15 protein-coding genes are annotated in these 16,599 nt (G+C 69.8%); 5 read left to right on the forward strand and 10 right to left on the reverse strand.

The features are described from left to right. Window positions 1–94 precede the first annotated feature (94 nt). The 4 genes from allB (at window position 95) to M2317_RS09405 (ending at window position 4,732) form a co-directional block, all read left to right on the forward strand. Window positions 95–1,486 carry an allantoinase AllB gene (gene allB / locus M2317_RS09390; protein ID WP_429459469.1) on the forward strand — a complete coding sequence of 464 codons (1,392 nt, stop codon included), beginning with the start codon at window positions 95–97 and terminating at the stop codon, window positions 1,484–1,486. Window positions 1,487–1,574: 88 nt separating this feature from the next. Next, window positions 1,575–2,192: a hypothetical protein gene (locus tag M2317_RS09395; RefSeq protein WP_429459471.1), complete on the forward strand. Its 618-nt coding sequence runs from the start codon at window positions 1,575–1,577 to the stop codon at window positions 2,190–2,192. An 82-nt stretch (window positions 2,193–2,274) separates the two neighbouring features. Next, window positions 2,275–4,419 carry an ATP-dependent Clp protease ATP-binding subunit gene (locus M2317_RS09400; RefSeq protein WP_429459472.1) on the forward strand — a complete coding sequence of 715 codons (2,145 nt, stop codon included), beginning with the start codon at window positions 2,275–2,277 and terminating at the stop codon, window positions 4,417–4,419. Between the two features lie 76 nt (window positions 4,420–4,495). Further along, window positions 4,496–4,732: a TetR/AcrR family transcriptional regulator C-terminal domain-containing protein gene (locus M2317_RS09405; RefSeq protein WP_429459474.1), complete on the forward strand. Its 237-nt coding sequence runs from the start codon at window positions 4,496–4,498 to the stop codon at window positions 4,730–4,732. Window positions 4,733–4,743: 11 nt separating this feature from the next. Here the strand turns inward: M2317_RS09405 and M2317_RS09410 are convergent, their stop codons facing one another. Next, on the reverse strand, window positions 4,744–5,163 hold the full coding sequence (locus tag M2317_RS09410; RefSeq protein ID WP_429459475.1) for a pilus assembly protein CpaE: 420 nt from the start codon (window positions 5,161–5,163) through the stop codon (window positions 4,744–4,746). A 57-nt stretch (window positions 5,164–5,220) separates the two neighbouring features. On the opposite strand from M2317_RS09410, the gene M2317_RS09415 reads away from it, so the two are divergent. After that, a complete protein-coding gene (locus M2317_RS09415) occupies window positions 5,221–7,347 on the forward strand; it encodes a DEAD/DEAH box helicase (RefSeq protein WP_429459477.1) in 2,127 nt (708 codons plus the stop codon). A gap of 107 nt (window positions 7,348–7,454) precedes the next feature. On the opposite strand, the gene M2317_RS09420 is transcribed toward M2317_RS09415, so the two are convergent. The 9 genes from M2317_RS09420 to M2317_RS09460 form a co-directional block, all read right to left on the reverse strand. Next, on the reverse strand, window positions 7,455–8,042 hold the full coding sequence (locus M2317_RS09420; RefSeq protein ID WP_429459479.1) for a nitroreductase family protein: 588 nt from the start codon (window positions 8,040–8,042) through the stop codon (window positions 7,455–7,457). Between the two features lie 111 nt (window positions 8,043–8,153). Beyond that, window positions 8,154–8,876, reverse strand: a complete 723-nt coding sequence (locus M2317_RS09425; protein WP_429459481.1) for a Pr6Pr family membrane protein — start codon at window positions 8,874–8,876, stop codon at window positions 8,154–8,156. 186 nt (window positions 8,877–9,062) lie between these two features. After that, a complete protein-coding gene (locus M2317_RS09430) occupies window positions 9,063–10,160 on the reverse strand; it encodes an ABC transporter permease (protein WP_429459483.1) in 1,098 nt (365 codons plus the stop codon). Beyond that, complete coding sequence (locus M2317_RS09435; protein WP_429459486.1) at window positions 10,160–11,089, reverse strand: ABC transporter ATP-binding protein; 930 nt, start codon at window positions 11,087–11,089, stop codon at window positions 10,160–10,162. Before M2317_RS09435 ends, M2317_RS09430 begins: the two co-directional genes overlap by 1 nt. 75 nt (window positions 11,090–11,164) lie before the next feature. Beyond that, window positions 11,165–12,337: a benzoate/H(+) symporter BenE family transporter gene (locus M2317_RS09440; protein WP_429459488.1), complete on the reverse strand. Its 1,173-nt coding sequence runs from the start codon at window positions 12,335–12,337 to the stop codon at window positions 11,165–11,167. Between the two features lie 134 nt (window positions 12,338–12,471). After that, window positions 12,472–13,971, reverse strand: a complete 1,500-nt coding sequence (locus tag M2317_RS09445) for a hypothetical protein (RefSeq protein WP_429459490.1) — start codon at window positions 13,969–13,971, stop codon at window positions 12,472–12,474. Continuing rightward, window positions 13,968–14,597 (reverse strand): ABC transporter ATP-binding protein, encoded by a 630-nt coding sequence (locus M2317_RS09450; protein WP_429459492.1) that lies wholly within the window; start codon window positions 14,595–14,597, stop codon window positions 13,968–13,970. The genes M2317_RS09445 and M2317_RS09450 overlap by 4 nt, the downstream gene beginning before the upstream one ends. An 8-nt stretch (window positions 14,598–14,605) precedes the next feature. After that, the gene (locus M2317_RS09455; protein ID WP_429459494.1) at window positions 14,606–15,259 is read right to left on the reverse strand and encodes a response regulator; all 654 of its coding nucleotides are present in this window, start codon (window positions 15,257–15,259) and stop codon (window positions 14,606–14,608) included. Next, entirely contained in the window at window positions 15,256–16,512 is a 1,257-nt protein-coding gene (locus M2317_RS09460) for a sensor histidine kinase (RefSeq protein WP_429459495.1), read from the reverse strand. The genes M2317_RS09455 and M2317_RS09460 overlap by 4 nt, the downstream gene beginning before the upstream one ends. Between the last annotated feature and the right edge of the window lie 87 nt (window positions 16,513–16,599).

Below are 16,599 nucleotides of genomic sequence, written 5' to 3' on the forward strand. Positions count from 1 at the left end.
CAGCGGATCACCGGTTCACGTCCGGCGTCCGGCGAGCGGGTGCACAATCGACACAGCAGGATCGCCGGCGTGACCGGCGGAAGGGAAGGGCGACATGTCGCAGGAGAACGATCAGCAGGATGCCGCGGCGTCGCACGACCCGACGGGTGAGCGCTACGACCTCGTGATCCGCGGAGAGCGGGTGCTGACGTCGTCCGGCATCCGTCCTCGGGAGGTCGGCGTGCGGCACGGCGTCATCGTCGCGATGCAGCCGCTGGGCAACAACCTGCAGGGCGCAGAGATCGTCGAGCTCGCGGATGACGAGACGCTGATCCCCGGACTCGTCGACACCCACGTGCACGTGAACGAGCCGGGCCGCACCGAGTGGGAGGGCTTCGCCTCCGCGACCCGCGCGGCCGCGGCCGGCGGCGTCACGACCATCCTGGACATGCCGCTGAACAGCATCCCGCCGACGGTCGACGTCGAGGCGCTCGAGATCAAGCGCAGCGTCGCACGCGACCAGGTGCACGTCGACGTGGGGTTCTGGGGCGGGGCCATCCCCGGCAACACCGAAAACCTGCGCGACCTGCACGATGACGGCGTCTTCGGGTTCAAGTGCTTCCTGCTGCACTCGGGCGTCGACGAGTTCCCTCCGCTGGATGCCGACGAGATGGAGAAGGACATGCGCGAGCTCGCGACCTTCGACTCCGTCATGATCGTGCACGCCGAGGACTCGCGGGCGATCGACCGCGCACCGCAGCCCGAGGGCGACGACTACGGGAAGTTCCTGGCGTCGCGTCCCCGCGGTGCCGAGAACCTGGCGATCGCGGAGGTGATCGAGCGCACCCGCTGGACAGGCGGACGTGCGCACATCCTGCACCTGTCGTCATCCGACGCGCTGCCGATGCTGCGCACGGCCAAGCAGGACGGGCTCAAGCTCACGGTGGAGACCTGCCCGCATTACCTGACGCTCACCGCCGAGGAGATCCCGCACGGTGCGACCCAGTTCAAGTGCTGCCCGCCGATCCGCGAGGCCGGGAACCGCGAGCTGCTCTGGCAGGGCCTCGAGGACGGCACGATCGACTTCATCGTCTCCGACCACTCGCCGTCGACGCTCGATCTCAAGGATCTGGACAACGGCGACTTCGCGGTCGCGTGGGGCGGGGTCGCGTCGCTGCAGCTCGGTCTCTCGCTGATCTGGACCGAAGCGCGCCAGCGCGGCCTGGAGCTTGCGACCGTCGTGTCCTGGATGAGCGAGCGTCCGGCCCAGTTCGCCGGCCTCACCGGCAAGGGGCGCATCGCGCCGGGGTACGACGCCGACTTCTCGGTGTTCGCCGCCGACGACGCGTACGTGGTCGACGTGGGCAAGCTGCACCACAAGAACCCGCTCACGCCGTATCACGGCAAGCCTCTGGCCGGCATCGTGCGCCGCACGTACCTGCACGGCGAGGTCATCGATTTCGAGACCCCGCGCGGGCGTCTGCTGCGGCGGGGCATGGCCGACTGACGGCTGTCGCGCGGGGAATCTGATCGCCGCGAGGATCCGCATCGCGGCGATCTTCCTGTCCGCCCAGCGGATCGGGCAGAATCGCAGCATGACCGAGAAGACCAGGCAGCGGAGGGACGTCTTCGACGTCATCGCCGTATTCGTGCTGTCGATCACCGCCGTCCTGACCGCCTGGTGCGGTTTCGAGTCCTCCAAGTGGGGCGGCGACATGTCGATCGCCTTCAGTGAGGCATCCGGCGCGCGCATCAACGCCGGAGTCGCCGACGGCACAGCGCGTGACGCGCGCCAGTACGACCTGACGATCTGGACCGAGTGGGTGCAGGCCGACCGCGCGCAGGATGCCGAGCTGACGGCGTTCATCGAGGAGCGGTTCACGCCCGAGTTCGCCGTGGCGTTCGAGGCGTGGGACGCGGATGGCCGCACCGAGCGCGGGCCCTTCGTCATGGAGGAGTACGTGCCACCGGGAAGCGCAGAGGCGGCCGAGCTGTCCGAGCGGGCCGATACGCGCTTCGACGACGCATTGGAGAGCAATCAGCGCGGCGACAACTACACGCTGCTCACCGTGCTGTTCGCCCTCGTGCTGTTCCTCACTGCGATGTCGCAGCGCGATCTGACGATGTGGGTGCGGTGGGTGCTGCTCGGCCTCGCCATGGTCGTCGGAGTGACGGGCGCGATCATCATGCTGACGTTCCCGATCCTCATCTGACCGCCGCTGGCCGGCCCGGCATGATCCTGCTAAAGTTGAGTCAACACCACTCAACTTTGAAGGAGTCTCCGCAGGAGGAAAGATGACCAACCCGGCACAGGAAGACCAGCAGTCCGCTCTCGAGCAGTTCGGGATCAACCTCACCGACCGCGCTCGGCAGGGCAAGCTCGACCCGGTGATCGGACGCGACAGCGAGATCCGCCGCGTCAGCCAGGTGCTCACCCGTCGCACCAAGAACAACCCGGTGCTCATCGGCGAGCCGGGTGTCGGCAAGACCGCCGTCGTCGAAGGCCTTGCGCAGCGCATCGTGGCCGGTGACGTGGCCGAGTCCCTCAAGGACAAGGAGCTGGTCACCCTCGACATCTCGGCGCTCGTGGCCGGTGCCATGTACCGCGGGCAGTTCGAGGAGCGGCTGAAGCAGGTCCTCAAGGAGATCACCGAATCCGACGGCAAGGTCATCACGTTCATCGACGAGCTGCACGTGCTCATGGGCGCCGGCGGCGGGGAGGGGTCGGTCGCGGCATCCAACATGCTCAAGCCGATGCTCGCGCGTGGCGAGCTGCGCATGATCGGCGCGACGACCCTGAACGAGTACCGCGAGTTCATCGAGAAGGATGCCGCGCTCGAGCGCCGCTTCCAGCAGGTGTACGTCGGCGAGCCGACGGTCGAGGACACCATCGCGATCCTCCGCGGCCTCAAGGGCCGGTACGAGGCGCACCACGGCGTCACGATCTCCGACAGCGCGCTCGTCGCCGCTGCCGCGCTGTCGAACCGGTATCTGCCCAGCCGGCAGCTGCCCGACAAGGCGATCGATCTCGTCGACGAGTCGATGTCGCGGCTCAAGATGGAGATCGACTCCTCGCCGGTCGAGATCGACCAGCTCAAGCGTCAGGTCGATCGGCTCAAGCTCGAAGAGCTCGCGCTGAAGAAGGAGAAGGATGCCGCGTCGAAGGAGCGGCTGAGCACTCTGCGCGAGCACCTCGTGGAGCTCGAGCGGGACCTGGCCGTCCTCGAGGAGCGCTGGGCACGCGAGCGGCAGAGCCTGAACCGGGTCGGTGACCTGAAGAAGCAGCTCGACGACGCGATCACGCAGCGCGACCTCGCCATGCGCAATGCCGACTACACCAAGGCGTCCAAGCTCGAGTACGAGACGATCAAGCGCCTGGAGCGCGACATCGCCGAGGCTGAGCAGGCCGAGGCGACGGCATCCACCGAGCCGCGCATGGTCAACGAGCAGGTCACCGAAGAGGACATCGCGGCCGTCATCGCGGCGTGGACCGGCATCCCCGTCGGGCGGCTCCTTCAGGGCGAGAGCGAGAAACTGCTCCACCTCGAGGCCGAACTCGGCAAGCGCCTGATCGGGCAGAAGGATGCCGTGAAGGCGGTGTCCGATGCCGTCCGCCGCTCGCGCGCGGGCATCAGCGACCCAGGGCGGCCGACCGGATCGTTCCTCTTTCTCGGCCCGACCGGCGTCGGCAAGACCGAGCTGGCCAAGGCGCTCGCCGAGTTCCTGTTCGACGACGAGCGCGCCATGGTGCGCATCGACATGTCGGAGTACGGCGAGAAGCACTCGGTGTCGCGCCTGGTCGGCGCCCCTCCGGGTTACATCGGATACGAGCAGGGCGGGCAGCTCACCGAGGCCGTCCGTCGCCGTCCGTACAGCGTCGTCCTGCTCGACGAGGTCGAGAAGGCGCACCCGGAGGTGTTCGACATCCTCCTGCAGGTGCTCGACGACGGCCGCCTGACCGACGGGCAGGGTCGGACGGTCGACTTCACCAACGTCATCCTGGTGCTGACGTCGAACATCGGCTCGCCGATCCTCATCGACCCCACGATGTCGACCGAGGTGAAGCGGGAGCAGGTCATGGCCCTCGTGAGGCAGGCGTTCCGGCCGGAGTTCCTCAACCGGCTCGACGACATCGTGATGTTCTCCTCGCTCACCGAGGACGACCTCGCGCAGATCGTCGAGCTCGCCGTCGACCAGCTGCAGGCGCGCCTGCACGAGCGGCGGCTGAGCCTCGCCGTCACGCCGGATGCGCGGTCCTGGCTGGCCGAGCGCGGATACGACCCGCTGTTCGGCGCGCGGCCGCTGCGCCGGCTCATCCAGTCCGAGGTGCAGAACAAGCTGGCCACGGCCCTGCTGAGCGGCGGGGTGCGCGACGGTGACACGGTGCGCGTGGATGTCGCGGCCGACGGGTCCGGGCTCGTGCTGACCACGGCGAGCTGATCGCCTCCCGGTCGGCCGGGCACGGATGCAGGGAGATCCCCCGGATGTCGGAAGACATGCCGGGGGATCTCCCTGCATGCGGGGAATCTCCCGACATCCGGCCCGCGCCGCGCTCATCGGCCGGCTGGACGATGCCGGTCTGCTCGCGGCGCCGGATGCCGAACGGGCGGCCACGCAGTTGAACTGGCTCGTGATGGGGGAGCCGGTCAACCGCGCCATGCTGCTCGGTGATGAGGCGGCGCTGGGCGGACGAGACATCGCCGTACATGTCGAGGAGGCATTGGACGTCTTCCTCGCCGCCTACGGTCGCTGACCACGGGGCGTTCAGTGCGATCGCGAGATGAGTTCCAGCAGCGCGGTCCCATACGCCTCCGACGGATCCGGATGCTCGAACTGCAGGTGCTCGCCGGCGATCTCGATCTCCACGCGGAACGTGTCTTCGAGTCGCACCAGCCGGCGGAAGGTCCCGCGCAGGAGGTCGCGCAGCTGATCCTCGCGTGGCAGCCACACGGCATCCTCGAGAGTGACCGCGTCGAGCGCCCACTCGGTCGTGCCGTTGAAGGCGAGGTCCGTACCGCTCGGCGTGCGCCGCGCCTCGATCGTCAGCTCGCTGACCGTGAAGACATCGGCCTCCGCTTCGAGTTCGACATCGTCCGGAAGGTCGAGCTGGAACCGGTCGCCGCTGTCGGGCCGCCAGGTCAGGCCGGCGTCCCGCAGCGCGATGGCGAGTTCACGGGAGATCATGACTTCAGCCTATGACCGGTTGCAGGTCATGTCGGTCGGGTGAGGCAGAGTGGGGACATGACGAACTCGACCCCGGCCACAGACACGCGCGACGCCGCGCTCGCTGCGCTGCGCGAGCTCGTCGGACGTCCGGATGCCGAGTTCCATGACGGGCAGTACGAGGCGATCGAGGCGCTGGTGGCGGGTCGACGGCGTGCACTCGTCGTGCAGCGCACAGGGTGGGGCAAGTCGGCGGTCTATTTCGTCGCGACCCTGCTCCTGCGCCGTCAGGGCGCCGGACCCACGGTGCTCGTCTCGCCGTTGCTGGCGCTCATGCGCGACCAGATCGCGGCCGCCGAACGGGCCGGTGTGCGGGCCGTCGCGATCAATTCGACCAATGCGCACGAGTGGTCCGATGTCATCGCGCAGCTCGATCGGGACGAGGTCGATGTGCTGCTGGTCTCGCCCGAACGACTGAACAACCCGGCGTTCCGTGAGCAGCAGCTGCCTGCCCTGGTGCGCCGCATCGGCATGCTGGTGGTCGACGAGGCGCACTGCATCAGCGATTGGGGGCACGACTTCCGCCCCGACTACCGGCGGCTGCGCGATCTCATCGCCGAGATGCCCGCCGCGGTACCGGTTCTCGCCACCACGGCGACAGCGAACAGCCGTGTCGTCGCCGACGTCGCCGAGCAGCTCGGCACCGGCAGTGCGGATGCCACCGGCGCGGATGCCGGTGTGCTGACGATCCGCGGTCCACTGGCCCGGGCATCCCTCCGCCTCGGCGTGCTGCGGCTGCCGGATTCGGCCAGTCGGCTGGCCTGGCTGCTCAGCCACCTCGACGACCTGCCTGGATCCGGCATCATCTACACGCTCACGGTGGCGGCCGCCGTCGACACCGCCCGGCTGCTGCGCGAGCACGGGCATGAGGTGCGCGCGTACACCGGGCAGACCGACACCGACGAGCGCACGGAGTCCGAGGGGATGCTCAAGCGCAACGAGGTCAAGGCGCTGGTGGCGACGAGCGCGCTGGGCATGGGCTTCGACAAGCCCGATCTCGGGTTCGTGCTGCACCTCGGAGCTCCGTCTTCACCGGTCGCGTACTACCAGCAAGTGGGCCGCGCCGGACGCGCGAGCGACAGCGCCGATGTGCTGCTGCTCCCCGGCGTGGAGGACCGCGAGATCTGGCACTACTTCGCCACGGCGTCGATGCCCGACCAGGAACGGGCGGAACGCGTGATCGCCGCGCTCGGCGACGCACCGGTCTCGACGCCGGCCCTGGAAGCGATGGTCGACATCCGTCGGACGCCGCTCGAGCTGCTGCTGAAGGTCCTCGATGTCGACGGCGCGGTCCGCCGAGTGCAGGGCGGCTGGGTCGCCACGGGGCAGTCGTGGACGTACGACGCCGAGCGCTACGAGCGCATCGCGGCCGAGCGCCTCGCCGAACAGCGGCACATGATCGAGTACGAGCGGACCGACGGATGCCGGATGGAGTTCCTCCAGCGCTCGCTCGACGACGAGACCGCCGCCCCGTGCGGACGCTGCGACAACTGCGCCGGTGTCTGGTTCCCCAGCGAGATCCGCACGACAGCGACCGAGGCCGCGGCCGGATCGCTCGATCGCGTCGGGGTTCCGATCGAGCCGCGCAAGGCATGGCCGACCGGGGCCGATCGGCTCGGCGTCCCCGCGAAGGGCCGCATCGCCCCCACGGAGCAGGCCGCCGACGGACGCGCGCTCGCGCGCCTCACCGACCTCGGGTGGGGCGGGACGCTGCGGGCGCTGTTCGCCGCCGGTGCGCCGGATGCCGCAGTCACCCCGCAGGTGCTCGCCGCGTGCGTCCGCGTGCTCGCCGACTGGGGCTGGGACGAGAGGCCGGTCGCGGTCGTCGCGATGCCCTCCCGGTCGCGTCCCCTCCTGGTGGATTCGCTCGCCCGGGGTCTCGCCGAGGTCGGGCGCCTGCCGTACATCGGAGCGTTGTCGTTCGCGAACGGCGGCCCGACGGGGCAGCCAGGCGGCAACAGCGCGTTCCGGCTCGCCGGCATCTGGGACCGCTTCAGCGCCGATGGGCTCGAGATTCCCGCAGGGCCCGTGCTGCTCGTCGACGATCAGGCCGACAGCCGGTGGACGCTGACGGTCGCCGCCCGCGTGCTCCGCCAGGCCGGCGCGACGGCAGTGCTGCCGTTCGTGCTCGCCCTGCGCGGGTGACGCGGGTACGGGGTCGTCGTTCCGCGGACCGCGTGTGCGCGTAGAGAACGAAAGAGCGCTCCACAGCCCAGGGCCGTGAAGCGCTCTTTCATATCTCTGGAAAGACCTCAGGCGCTGACGAGCACCGTCTCGTCGAGCGAGCGGCGCACGCGCGGAGCGACCTCGCGCTCCTGCAGGGCCTCGGGAAGCGACTCGACGTCGCCGAACTCGCCGAGCGCGATCACGGTCGTCGGCACGAAGCGCGCCTCGACGCCGGGCAGCTGCTGCAGAGCCTCGGGCTCGAAGCCGCTCATCTGGTGCACGACGAGACCGTCGGCGTGCGCCTGGATCGACAGGTGCGCGACGGCCTGACCCAGGTCGTACTGCGCGTGGCTCAGGGCGTTGCCCTCGGCATCCGTCGCCTCGGTGAGGGCGACGATGAGGACGGCCGCGTTGCCGGCCCAGATCTGGTTGAAGCCGATGAGTCCGGCGTGGATCTGCGCGTGCAGCTCGGAGCCGCGACGGGCGACGAGGAAGCGCCACGGCTGGGTGTTGTTGGCCGACGGGCTCCAGCGGGCGGCCTCAAGTGCCGACGCGAGCTTGTCCTCGTCGATCGGGGTGGCGTTGTCGAACGCGCGCGGGCTCCAGCGCTCCGCGAGGATGTCGAGGACAGGGGCGTTCGTGTCGGCCGTGCGAGCGATGACAGGAGTGGACATGGGTGACCTTTCGAAGTCGGGTTCCGTGCCGACTCCGTCGTCCGCGCTTACGCCAGTCTAAACGCATGCACCTGAATGCATATTCCGAAGGTCACGGAACGAAACAGGTCATCACTCCTTCGAGCGGAATGCCCGCCCCAGCATCCGATCCACACCGAAGTACACATAACCGACGGCCACGAGCGCGACGGTGAGGATCAGGATCTGGGTCGCGACGCCGCCGATCCCCAGGGCGTCGACGTTCATGAAGGGGTAGGGGTACTTCTTGCCGGGGCCGAACTCGCCGCCGAGCGCGGAGAAGGTGAACGCGAACACCAGATAGGCGTAGGGGATGAGCGCCCACAGCAGCGGATCGATCCAGCGGAACGCACCCTTGTGCACGAACAGCAACCAGTCGGCGATGAGCAGGCACGGGGTGATGATGTGGATCAGGTTGTCGGTGAGCGTGAACGGCTCGTAGGTGCCCGGCTGGCTGAATGCGGCGGGAACGAGCACGAAGAGGTACACCAGCATGGTGACGGTGATCGCTTCCATCACCGCGCCGCTGAGCCGGGCCGACGGCGTCGACGTGCCGTAGCGGCCGTCACGCCTGAGATCCCGTACGGTCCTGATGATCAGCAGCACCATCCACACCGCGCACAGGATGTTGCTCATGATCGTGTAGAACAGCAGGCTGCTCCACGACGGGGTGGCGGTGAGGATGCCGGTGACCCGAACGATCCCGGTGATGATGAGCACCAGCGCGATCGCCCGGTAACCGAGCGCCAGAGGCCGAAGATTGATCGCGCCTCCGGAAAGGAGGGGGCGCGCGGTGCGCACGTCGGTGGTCGTCACGGGTGAGAGCCTTTCTCGCGAGGGCGGCACGGTCCAGGCTAGTGGCGGTGCCGCCCGCTCGACGTCCCGGGCGCGGCTCGCGCGTGAAAGAGGAAAAGTGCCGGTCATCCGCGCAGGAGACCGACACTCTTCTTCTTCCATCAGCGGTGGCGGATCCCTCGGTGGTGTGGGCCGCACCGCCACTGCTCAGGCGCGCAACGCCTCGCCCAGCTTGACCCGTGCGCCCATCTTCAGCAACGAGTTCTCGTAGATCTTGGCCGAGAGCCCCACCACCAGCGCGCACGTCGCGACGAGCAGCGCGAGCGCGACCAGCGGCTCCCACCATTCGGCCTCGCCGAAGAACAGTCGGATCGGCATCGCGACCGGTGCCGAGAACGGCACGTACGACAGGATCGTCATGACCGTCGGGTTCTCGCCGAGGAACAGTACGAGGTAGAACGGTGCCATCACGAGGAGCATCATCGGCGTGTAGACCGAGCCGACGTCCTCCTGTCGCGACACGAGCGATCCGGCCGCGGCGAACATCGTCGCGATCAGCACGAACCCGAACAGGAAGAACACGGCGAACCAGATCAGCGGTGCGCCGAATCCCTGCAGCAGGTCGGTCTGGCCGGTCACGATCAGGCCGATCGCAGCGACGACGACGAGCAGCAGGATCTGCGTGATCGCGAGCAGCGTGTTTCCGATGACCTTGCCGGCGAGCAGTACGCGTGCGGGGATCGCCGACAGCAGGATCTCGATGATCCTGGTCTGCTTCTCCTCCACGACGCTCGTCGCAATCGGAGAACCGAAGCTCAGCGCCGCCATCATGAACACGAGACCGAATATCATGCCGAGGATGTACCGCATGCCGAAGGTGGGCGCGTTCGGGTCGAGCAGCTCCACGGTCGGGGCGAGCGAGAACACGCTCACCAGAGCATCCGGCGGCGACTGGTTCGCGATGATGATCACCCCGGTCGGCGCACTCGAGTCGGCGATGACCGCGGCATCCACGTCGCCGGATTCCACCAGGGCGGTGGCGGCCTCGCGATCAGCGACCTCGGTGACCTCGAACGTGTCGCCGTCGGGAAGGAGAGCGGCGGCCTCGCTCGTCGCCGCGATCGGCGTCGAGCTCGTCGTGTTCGAGGCGATGCCCATCCAGATCACGCCCGCGAGGGCGACGATGAGCAGGATGCCGGTGGAGATGAGGAACGCCTTGCTGCGCAGTCGGGTCGACAGTTCGCGCTCGGCGACCAGCCAGATCCCCTGCGCGGGCGAAAGAGTGGGGTGTGCGGAGAGTGACATCAACGGACCTCCTCGAGTTCGTGAGCCGGTGCCGGCTGGATGACTTCCTTGAAGATCTGGGCGAGCGTCGGCTGCTGCGGTGCGAAGCGGCCGACGTCGCCGCCGTCGAGCGCCCGGCGCAGGACGCGCTGTGCGGTGTCCGGCGCGTCGACGTCGAACACCGCGCTGCCGCCGTCGAAGTCGATGACCGTGACCCCAGGCTCGTCGCGCAGCCAGCCGGCATCGCCCGTGGTCTCCAGCTCCCAGCGCGGGGCCGCGTACTGTCGGCGCAGTTCGTCGCGCGGTCCGGATGCCCGGATCACCCCGCCGGCGATGATGACGACGTCGTCGCAGAGCCGCTCGACGACGTCGAGCTGGTGCGACGAGAACAGCACGGAGACACCGCGCGCCGCGCGCTCCTGCAGCACGCCGGCGACGGTGTCGACCGCGAGCGGGTCGAGACCCGAGAACGGCTCGTCGAGGATCAGCACATCAGGGTCGTGGACCAGAGATGCCGCGATCTGCGCGCGCTGTTGGTTGCCGAGCGACAGCGCCTCGATGTTGTCGTTGAGTCGTTCGCCGAGCCCGAGCTCCTCGAGCAGCGCGGTCGATCGGGCGACGGCATCCGTCTTGGAGAAGCCGTGCAGTCGCGCGAAGTAGGCGACCTGCTCGAGCACCTTCATCTTCGGGTAGAGGCCGCGCTCCTCGGGCATGTACCCGAAGTTCCGGCGTATCTCGGGGGTCAGCGCTGCTCCGCCGAGCGTGACGGACCCGCCGTCGGAGGTGAGCAGGCCGAGAACGATCCGCATCGTGGTCGTCTTGCCCGCACCGTTGCCGCCGACGAAGCCCGTCAGGTGGCCGCTGGCCACCGGGAAGGTGATGTCGTCGAGCACACGGCGCTCGCCGAAGCTCTTGATGATTCCTGTCAATTGCAGGGTTCCTGTGCTCATGCTCCCAAGCTACGAAGAAGCGGATGCCGGGGCATCCCCCTTGGGGCGGACACCGGGTCCGCTGCCGGACGGAGCTCAGCGGCCGGCGGTGAGGACCGCCCGCACGATCAGCCCGGCGATGAGCGCCCAGAAGGCGGCGCTGATCCCGCCCAGCGACAGGCCGGATGCCGCGATGAGGAACGTGACCACGGCGGGCATCCGCTCGGCGGGCTCCGCGACGGCCTGCTGCACCGCAGAGCCGAAGGCGGCGAACAGGGCGAGACCGGCGACCGCCGGGATCACCGCGGCCGGCGCCAGCAGCACGAGCGCGGCGAACGCCGCCGAGAAGCCGCCGAGCACGAGATACGACGCCCCGGTCGAGACGCCGGCGACCCAGCGTCTGGCGGGGTTCGGATCGGCTTCGGGTGCGGCGGCCAGCGCCGCGCTGATCGCCGCGAGGTTGATCGCGTGTCCGCCGGCGGTCGCGCCGACCGCCGTGCCGATCCCGGTGACGAACATCGCCGGACGCCAGGGCACGTCGTAGCCGTAACTGCGCATGATGGCGACGCCTGGCACGTTCTGCGACGCCATCGTCACGACGAACAGCGGCAGCGCGACGCCGACGAGTGCTCCGACCGTGAACGTCGGAGCCGTGAACTCGAGGCGCGGGAGAAGCAGCGCCGGGTCCACATGAGCGCCCGTTCGGAACAGCTCGATCGCGACGACGACGGCCGCCGCGACGAACGCCAGCGGAACCGCCCATCGCGGCGCGAACCGTGCGAACACGAGCCAGGTGAGCACGACGGGCAGCACGCCCCACGGGTTCTCCGCGATGCCGGTGATCGGCGCGAGACACAGCGGCAGCAGGACGCCCGCCAGCATGGCCTGCGCGATGGATGCCGGGATCCGCGCGATCAGCCGACCGAACCCCGGCCACAGCCCTGCGACGATGATGAGCGCCGCGACCACGAGGAATGCGCCGACGGCAGCCGGCCATCCGCCCTCGACCGTGCCCGTGGCGGCGAGCAGCGCCGCGCCGGGGGTCGACCACGCCGAGGTGATCGGCATCCGGTACCGCCAGGCGAGCATGACGCAGGCGAGCCCCATCGTCAGGCTGAGGACGAGCAGACCACTCGCCGCCTGGCCTGAAGACGCGCCGACGGCGCTGAGCCCGGTGAGCACGACGGCGAACGAACTGGTGAATCCGACGAGTGCCGTGACGATGCCCGCCGTGATCGGGCGCGAGATCGAGACGGCGGTTCCGGTCATGCATGCGAGGTTATCGCGGGCCGCCGTCCGCGCTGACCTGCTCGCGGGGAGTTGGGCTCGCGCTGGTGGGACGCTCGGGCTCGGGAGCGAGGCTGTCGAAGCCGTCCACCGAGCGTGTGAAGACCGGCCGGGGCCTATCCCGCCGCGCGGCGAAGTCGTCCGACCGTCAGGGCGCCCAGCGCGATGACGACAGGCGCCGACGCCAGCAGTGCCAACGGGCCCGCCGACATCGCCACGAGTGCGCCGAAGGCCAGTGCGGCCGTCCACAGCAGTGCATCCGATTGCCAGAGCCAGATGCCGATGGCCGATGCGTCGCCGGCGGGCGTCGGCACCGGCATCATCAGCTCGATCGGCAGCGGTCCCTTCGTCGTGTCGTACGCACGGACGGCGACGAGCAGAGCGCCGAGCACGGCCACCGGGGTCATGACATCGCCGCCCGCTCCCCACGCAGCAGCGGCGGGAACGACGATCGCGCACAGTGCGGGCCAGGAGAGGTGCAGCAGAAGCATCCGCCCCGCCGACCCGCCGTACAGCGCAGGGCGCCCCGCCGCATCGGCCGCTTCGCGGCAACCGTCCATCAGTGCGCCCAGCGCCAGATAGGCGATCACGCCGAGGCTGATCGCCGCGACCCAGCGGGGTCCGGTGCCGACACCGGCCAACCACGCCCAGCCCGCGCCCGACGCGGCAAGAGCGACGAGCGCGACGGCGAACCGCATCGGTGTGCGCACCGAACCGATGGCATCGCGCTGCAGCACAGCGAGCAGAAGCGGCCGGTTCATCGCGATGCGCAGCCGCCTGCCGGATGTCGGCAGAGGGCGCGTGCGGTCGGCGGCCCCGGCGAGATCTCCTGTCGCGGCGAGCACCGTCATGGCCTCCCACCGCGTCGCGTGCGCCTCGAGACTGTCGGGACGCAACCGGCCGAGCAGGACGGGCAGCAGGGCTGCCGCCACGATCGCCAGGCCGCCGAGGACGAGCAGCGCCGCCGCGGCATCCGACCCGCTCCAGAGCGCACCCAGGGCGGACGCGGCGGTCCACGGGACGTCGGCGACGACCGCGATGAGTTGCGCGATCAGAGCGGCCGCAAGCAGGCCCCTGCCGCGCCGCCCGAGCGACTGCCCTGCCAGCCAGATCCCGACTGCCGGGACGGCGAACAGCGCGGCACCGGCGGCGAACGCGACGCATCGCCCCACGGCGATGCCGTTCGCGAGCAGGCCGCTGACCGCCAGGAGGGCGAACCCGCCGCTGAGGATCACGGTGCTCACCGTCGCTCGGGTCAGCCGGCGCGCCCACGCGCGCGTCGGTGAGATGTCCGAGCGACCGACGACCGATGCAGTGAACGGCGTCGGCACGATCGGCCCCCGCACCCGCCCCAGCGCCAGGGCGCCGAGCCAGAGCAGGGCGCCGAGCACGCCGATGATGTGCGCGAGCGCCGGTCGGGTCAGTGCCTCGACCGCCTCGGGCGTCGCCAGAGCCAGCACGATCGTGCGGACGACGGGTACGCCCGCGATGGCGGCGACCAGGATCCCGACGTACACGAGGTAGGCGGCGTCGGCACGGGTCGGTCGTCCCGCGCGCTCGCGCCGGGCCGTGCGCGCGGCGGCGAGCCTGGCGCGCTCGGAGGCGCCGTCCGTCACGATGCGTCGCCGACCGTCAGGACCTCTGCGCCGATCGATCGCACGAGCTTTCCGCTGTGCGTCGCGAGCCCGATCGCGACCCCGGAGGCCATGCGCCGACGCAACGCCTCGGCCACGAGACCGCGGCGGTGCGCATCCAGTCGCTGCTCCGGTTCATCCAGCAGCAGCACTCGGCATGGGCGAGCGAACGTGAGGGCGAGTGAGAACAGCTGCAGCTGTCCGGAGGAGAGCTCGGTGGGGTAGCGCATCGCGAGCGCGGAGATGTCCAACTCCGCGAGTCCCTCGAGCGCCGCACGTTCGCCGTCGGCGGCCGAGTCGCCCCAGGTCGCGCGGACGAAGCGCAGCTGCTCGACGAGTGTGAGGTCGCGGGCCAGCGGGGGCATCCCGATCATCGCCGCCACGGCCGCCCGGTGCCCGGCGCGCCGGATCCGCAGGGGCTCCCCCTGCCACGTCACTCCTCCCGTCGACGGGGGCGTGAGGCCGGCGAGGACCCGCAGCAGCGTCGTCTTGCCTGCTCCGTTGGGGCCGCGGATCGCCAGCGCGCCGCCTGCCGCGATCGTCGCCGAGGTCGTCGGCAGCAGCACCTGCTCGTCGACGGCCACGCTGACTCCGGTCGCCGTGAGCATCCCCGGCATCATGCCAGCCCACCGCGCAGCGCGAGCACGACCGCCTGCACCCTGTCGCGGGCTCCGAGCTTCTGCAGGATCCGGGAGACATGCGTCTTCACGGTCGCCTCGCCGATGTACAGCCGCGCGCCGATCTCGGCGTTGCTCATGGCCTCGGCCATCAGCGTCAGCACCTCGGCCTCGCGGTCGGTGAACGGCTCGGCCGGTGTCGGTGTCGGCGCGGCAGGGTCCTCGCGTCCGAACCGCCGCAGCACGCGCCGGGTCACCTCCGGCGCGAGCATCCCGTCGCCCGCGGCCAGAGCCCGGACGGCCGCGACGAGATCCTCGGGGCCGGCGTTCTTCAGCAGGAACCCGCTGGCCCCGGCATCCAGAGCAGAGAAGAGGTAGTCGTCGCGATCGAACGTCGTGACGATCGCGATCGCGGCGTGCGAGTCGGGTGCGGCGACGATGCGCCTGGTCGCCTCGATGCCGTCCATGTCCGGCATCTGGACGTCCATGCAGATGACATCCGGATCCAGAGCGGATGCCGCGGCCACCGCCTCCATGCCCGTCGACGCCTCGCCGATGACGGTGATGTCGGGCTGGGCGTCGAGGATCGTCCGGAAGCCGGCGCGCAGCATCGCGTGGTCGTCCACGAGGAGGACGCGGATCTCGCCGCTCATGCGGTCGCTCCGGCGAGGGACGCGACCAGCGGCACGCTGACGCGGACCCGCCAGCCGCCGCGTTCCCGCGGCCCGGATTCGATCGTTCCGCCCGAGGCCGCAGCGCGCTCCCGCATGCCGAGCTGCCCGAGACCGGCCCTGGCCGTGAGAACCCGGCGCCCGGTGTTCACGACCTCGAGCTCGACCGCGGCATCCGTGTAGCGGAGCCGGACGTCGGCGGTGGCGCCCGCACCCGCGTGACGGCGCGCGTTCGTGAGCGACTCCTGGGCGATGCGATACAGGTTCACGGCGACCATCGCAGGCACGGGACGCGGTTCGCCGATGACCTCGTAGGTGGCCGGGATGCCCGCTTCCCTCGTGGCCGCGACCAGCGCCGTGATGTCGTCGAGATCGAGCGTCGAGGCCGCGTCGGCGGCATCCTCCTCCGAAGAGCGCAGCGTCTCGAGCAGGTTCCGCAGCTCTCCGATGGCGTCGCGCGCGGATGATTCGATCCCCGTCAGGATGCGTTTCGCCTCACCGGGATCGGCGTCGATGACAACCCGGGCGGCCCCGGCCTGCACCCCCATCACCGAGACGTGGTGCGCGACCACATCGTGCAGTTCGCGCGCGATGCGCACCCGATCCAGCGCGACGGCCTGCGCGGCTGTGACCTCGCGCTCGCGCTCGAGATCCGCGGTGCGCTGCTCGAGGGCCGCACGCTGCATCGCGGAGTGCCAGGCGCGCTCGCCGAAGTAGTACGCTCCGCCGAAGTAGAGCACGTTCACCAGCAGCTGCAGCAGCATGAACGCGATGTACGGCGACATCGCGCCGGCGATGACGTCGGCTTCGTCGGCGGTGTCGATCGCGTCGCGGTACATGGTGATGATGAGCCACAGGAACATGCCGGCGATGATCGTCGCGCGCACGATCGTCGCGGCTCGTCGGTTCGTCATCCAGGCACCGACCGTGTACAGCGCGATGAACATCGCGACGTTGCCGGCGTACAGCTCGGGGATGCGGAAGGTCACGGCGACGAAGTACGCGGCGGAGACGACGAGCGCCACCTGTGCGGGCCACACGCGGCGGAAGGCGAGCGGAGCGGCGAGGACGACGAGATACGGCACGGCGAACGGAAGCGGCGCCTGCTCGTCGCCGTAGATCTCGGAGATCGACGACAGGACGGCGCTGATGATGCCGGCGACGAAGACGACAGCCGCCAGGATGAGATCCGCTCTGCGCTGCTGAGGGGTGATCGGACGAGTCGGTGCGGGCATGGGCACCACGCTACGGAAAAGCGGATGCCGCGGCATCCGCCCTGGGGTGGATTCGGAGCGCACTTGCTATTGACAAGCTTGGTTGTT

Origin of the sequence: Microbacterium sp. ZKA21, assembly GCF_050434165.1 — a bacterium.
Lineage (GTDB): Bacteria > Actinomycetota > Actinomycetes > Actinomycetales > Microbacteriaceae > Microbacterium.

Coding starts and splice junctions, on each gene's coding strand:
- allB (WP_429459469.1), top strand. CDS start 95: ATGTCGCAGGAGAACGATCAGCAGGATGCCGCGGCGTCGCACGACCCG.
- M2317_RS09395 (WP_429459471.1), top strand. CDS start 1,575: ATGACCGAGAAGACCAGGCAGCGGAGGGACGTCTTCGACGTCATCGCC.
- M2317_RS09400 (WP_429459472.1), top strand. CDS start 2,275: ATGACCAACCCGGCACAGGAAGACCAGCAGTCCGCTCTCGAGCAGTTC.
- M2317_RS09405 (WP_429459474.1), top strand. CDS start 4,496: ATGCGGGGAATCTCCCGACATCCGGCCCGCGCCGCGCTCATCGGCCGG.
- M2317_RS09410 (WP_429459475.1), bottom strand. CDS start 5,163: ATGATCTCCCGTGAACTCGCCATCGCGCTGCGGGACGCCGGCCTGACC.
- M2317_RS09415 (WP_429459477.1), top strand. CDS start 5,221: ATGACGAACTCGACCCCGGCCACAGACACGCGCGACGCCGCGCTCGCT.
- M2317_RS09420 (WP_429459479.1), bottom strand. CDS start 8,042: ATGTCCACTCCTGTCATCGCTCGCACGGCCGACACGAACGCCCCTGTC.
- M2317_RS09430 (WP_429459483.1), bottom strand. CDS start 10,160: ATGTCACTCTCCGCACACCCCACTCTTTCGCCCGCGCAGGGGATCTGG.
- M2317_RS09435 (WP_429459486.1), bottom strand. CDS start 11,089: ATGAGCACAGGAACCCTGCAATTGACAGGAATCATCAAGAGCTTCGGC.
- M2317_RS09440 (WP_429459488.1), bottom strand. CDS start 12,337: ATGACCGGAACCGCCGTCTCGATCTCGCGCCCGATCACGGCGGGCATC.
- M2317_RS09450 (WP_429459492.1), bottom strand. CDS start 14,597: ATGCTCACGGCGACCGGAGTCAGCGTGGCCGTCGACGAGCAGGTGCTG.
- M2317_RS09455 (WP_429459494.1), bottom strand. CDS start 15,259: ATGAGCGGCGAGATCCGCGTCCTCCTCGTGGACGACCACGCGATGCTG.
- M2317_RS09460 (WP_429459495.1), bottom strand. CDS start 16,512: ATGCCCGCACCGACTCGTCCGATCACCCCTCAGCAGCGCAGAGCGGAT.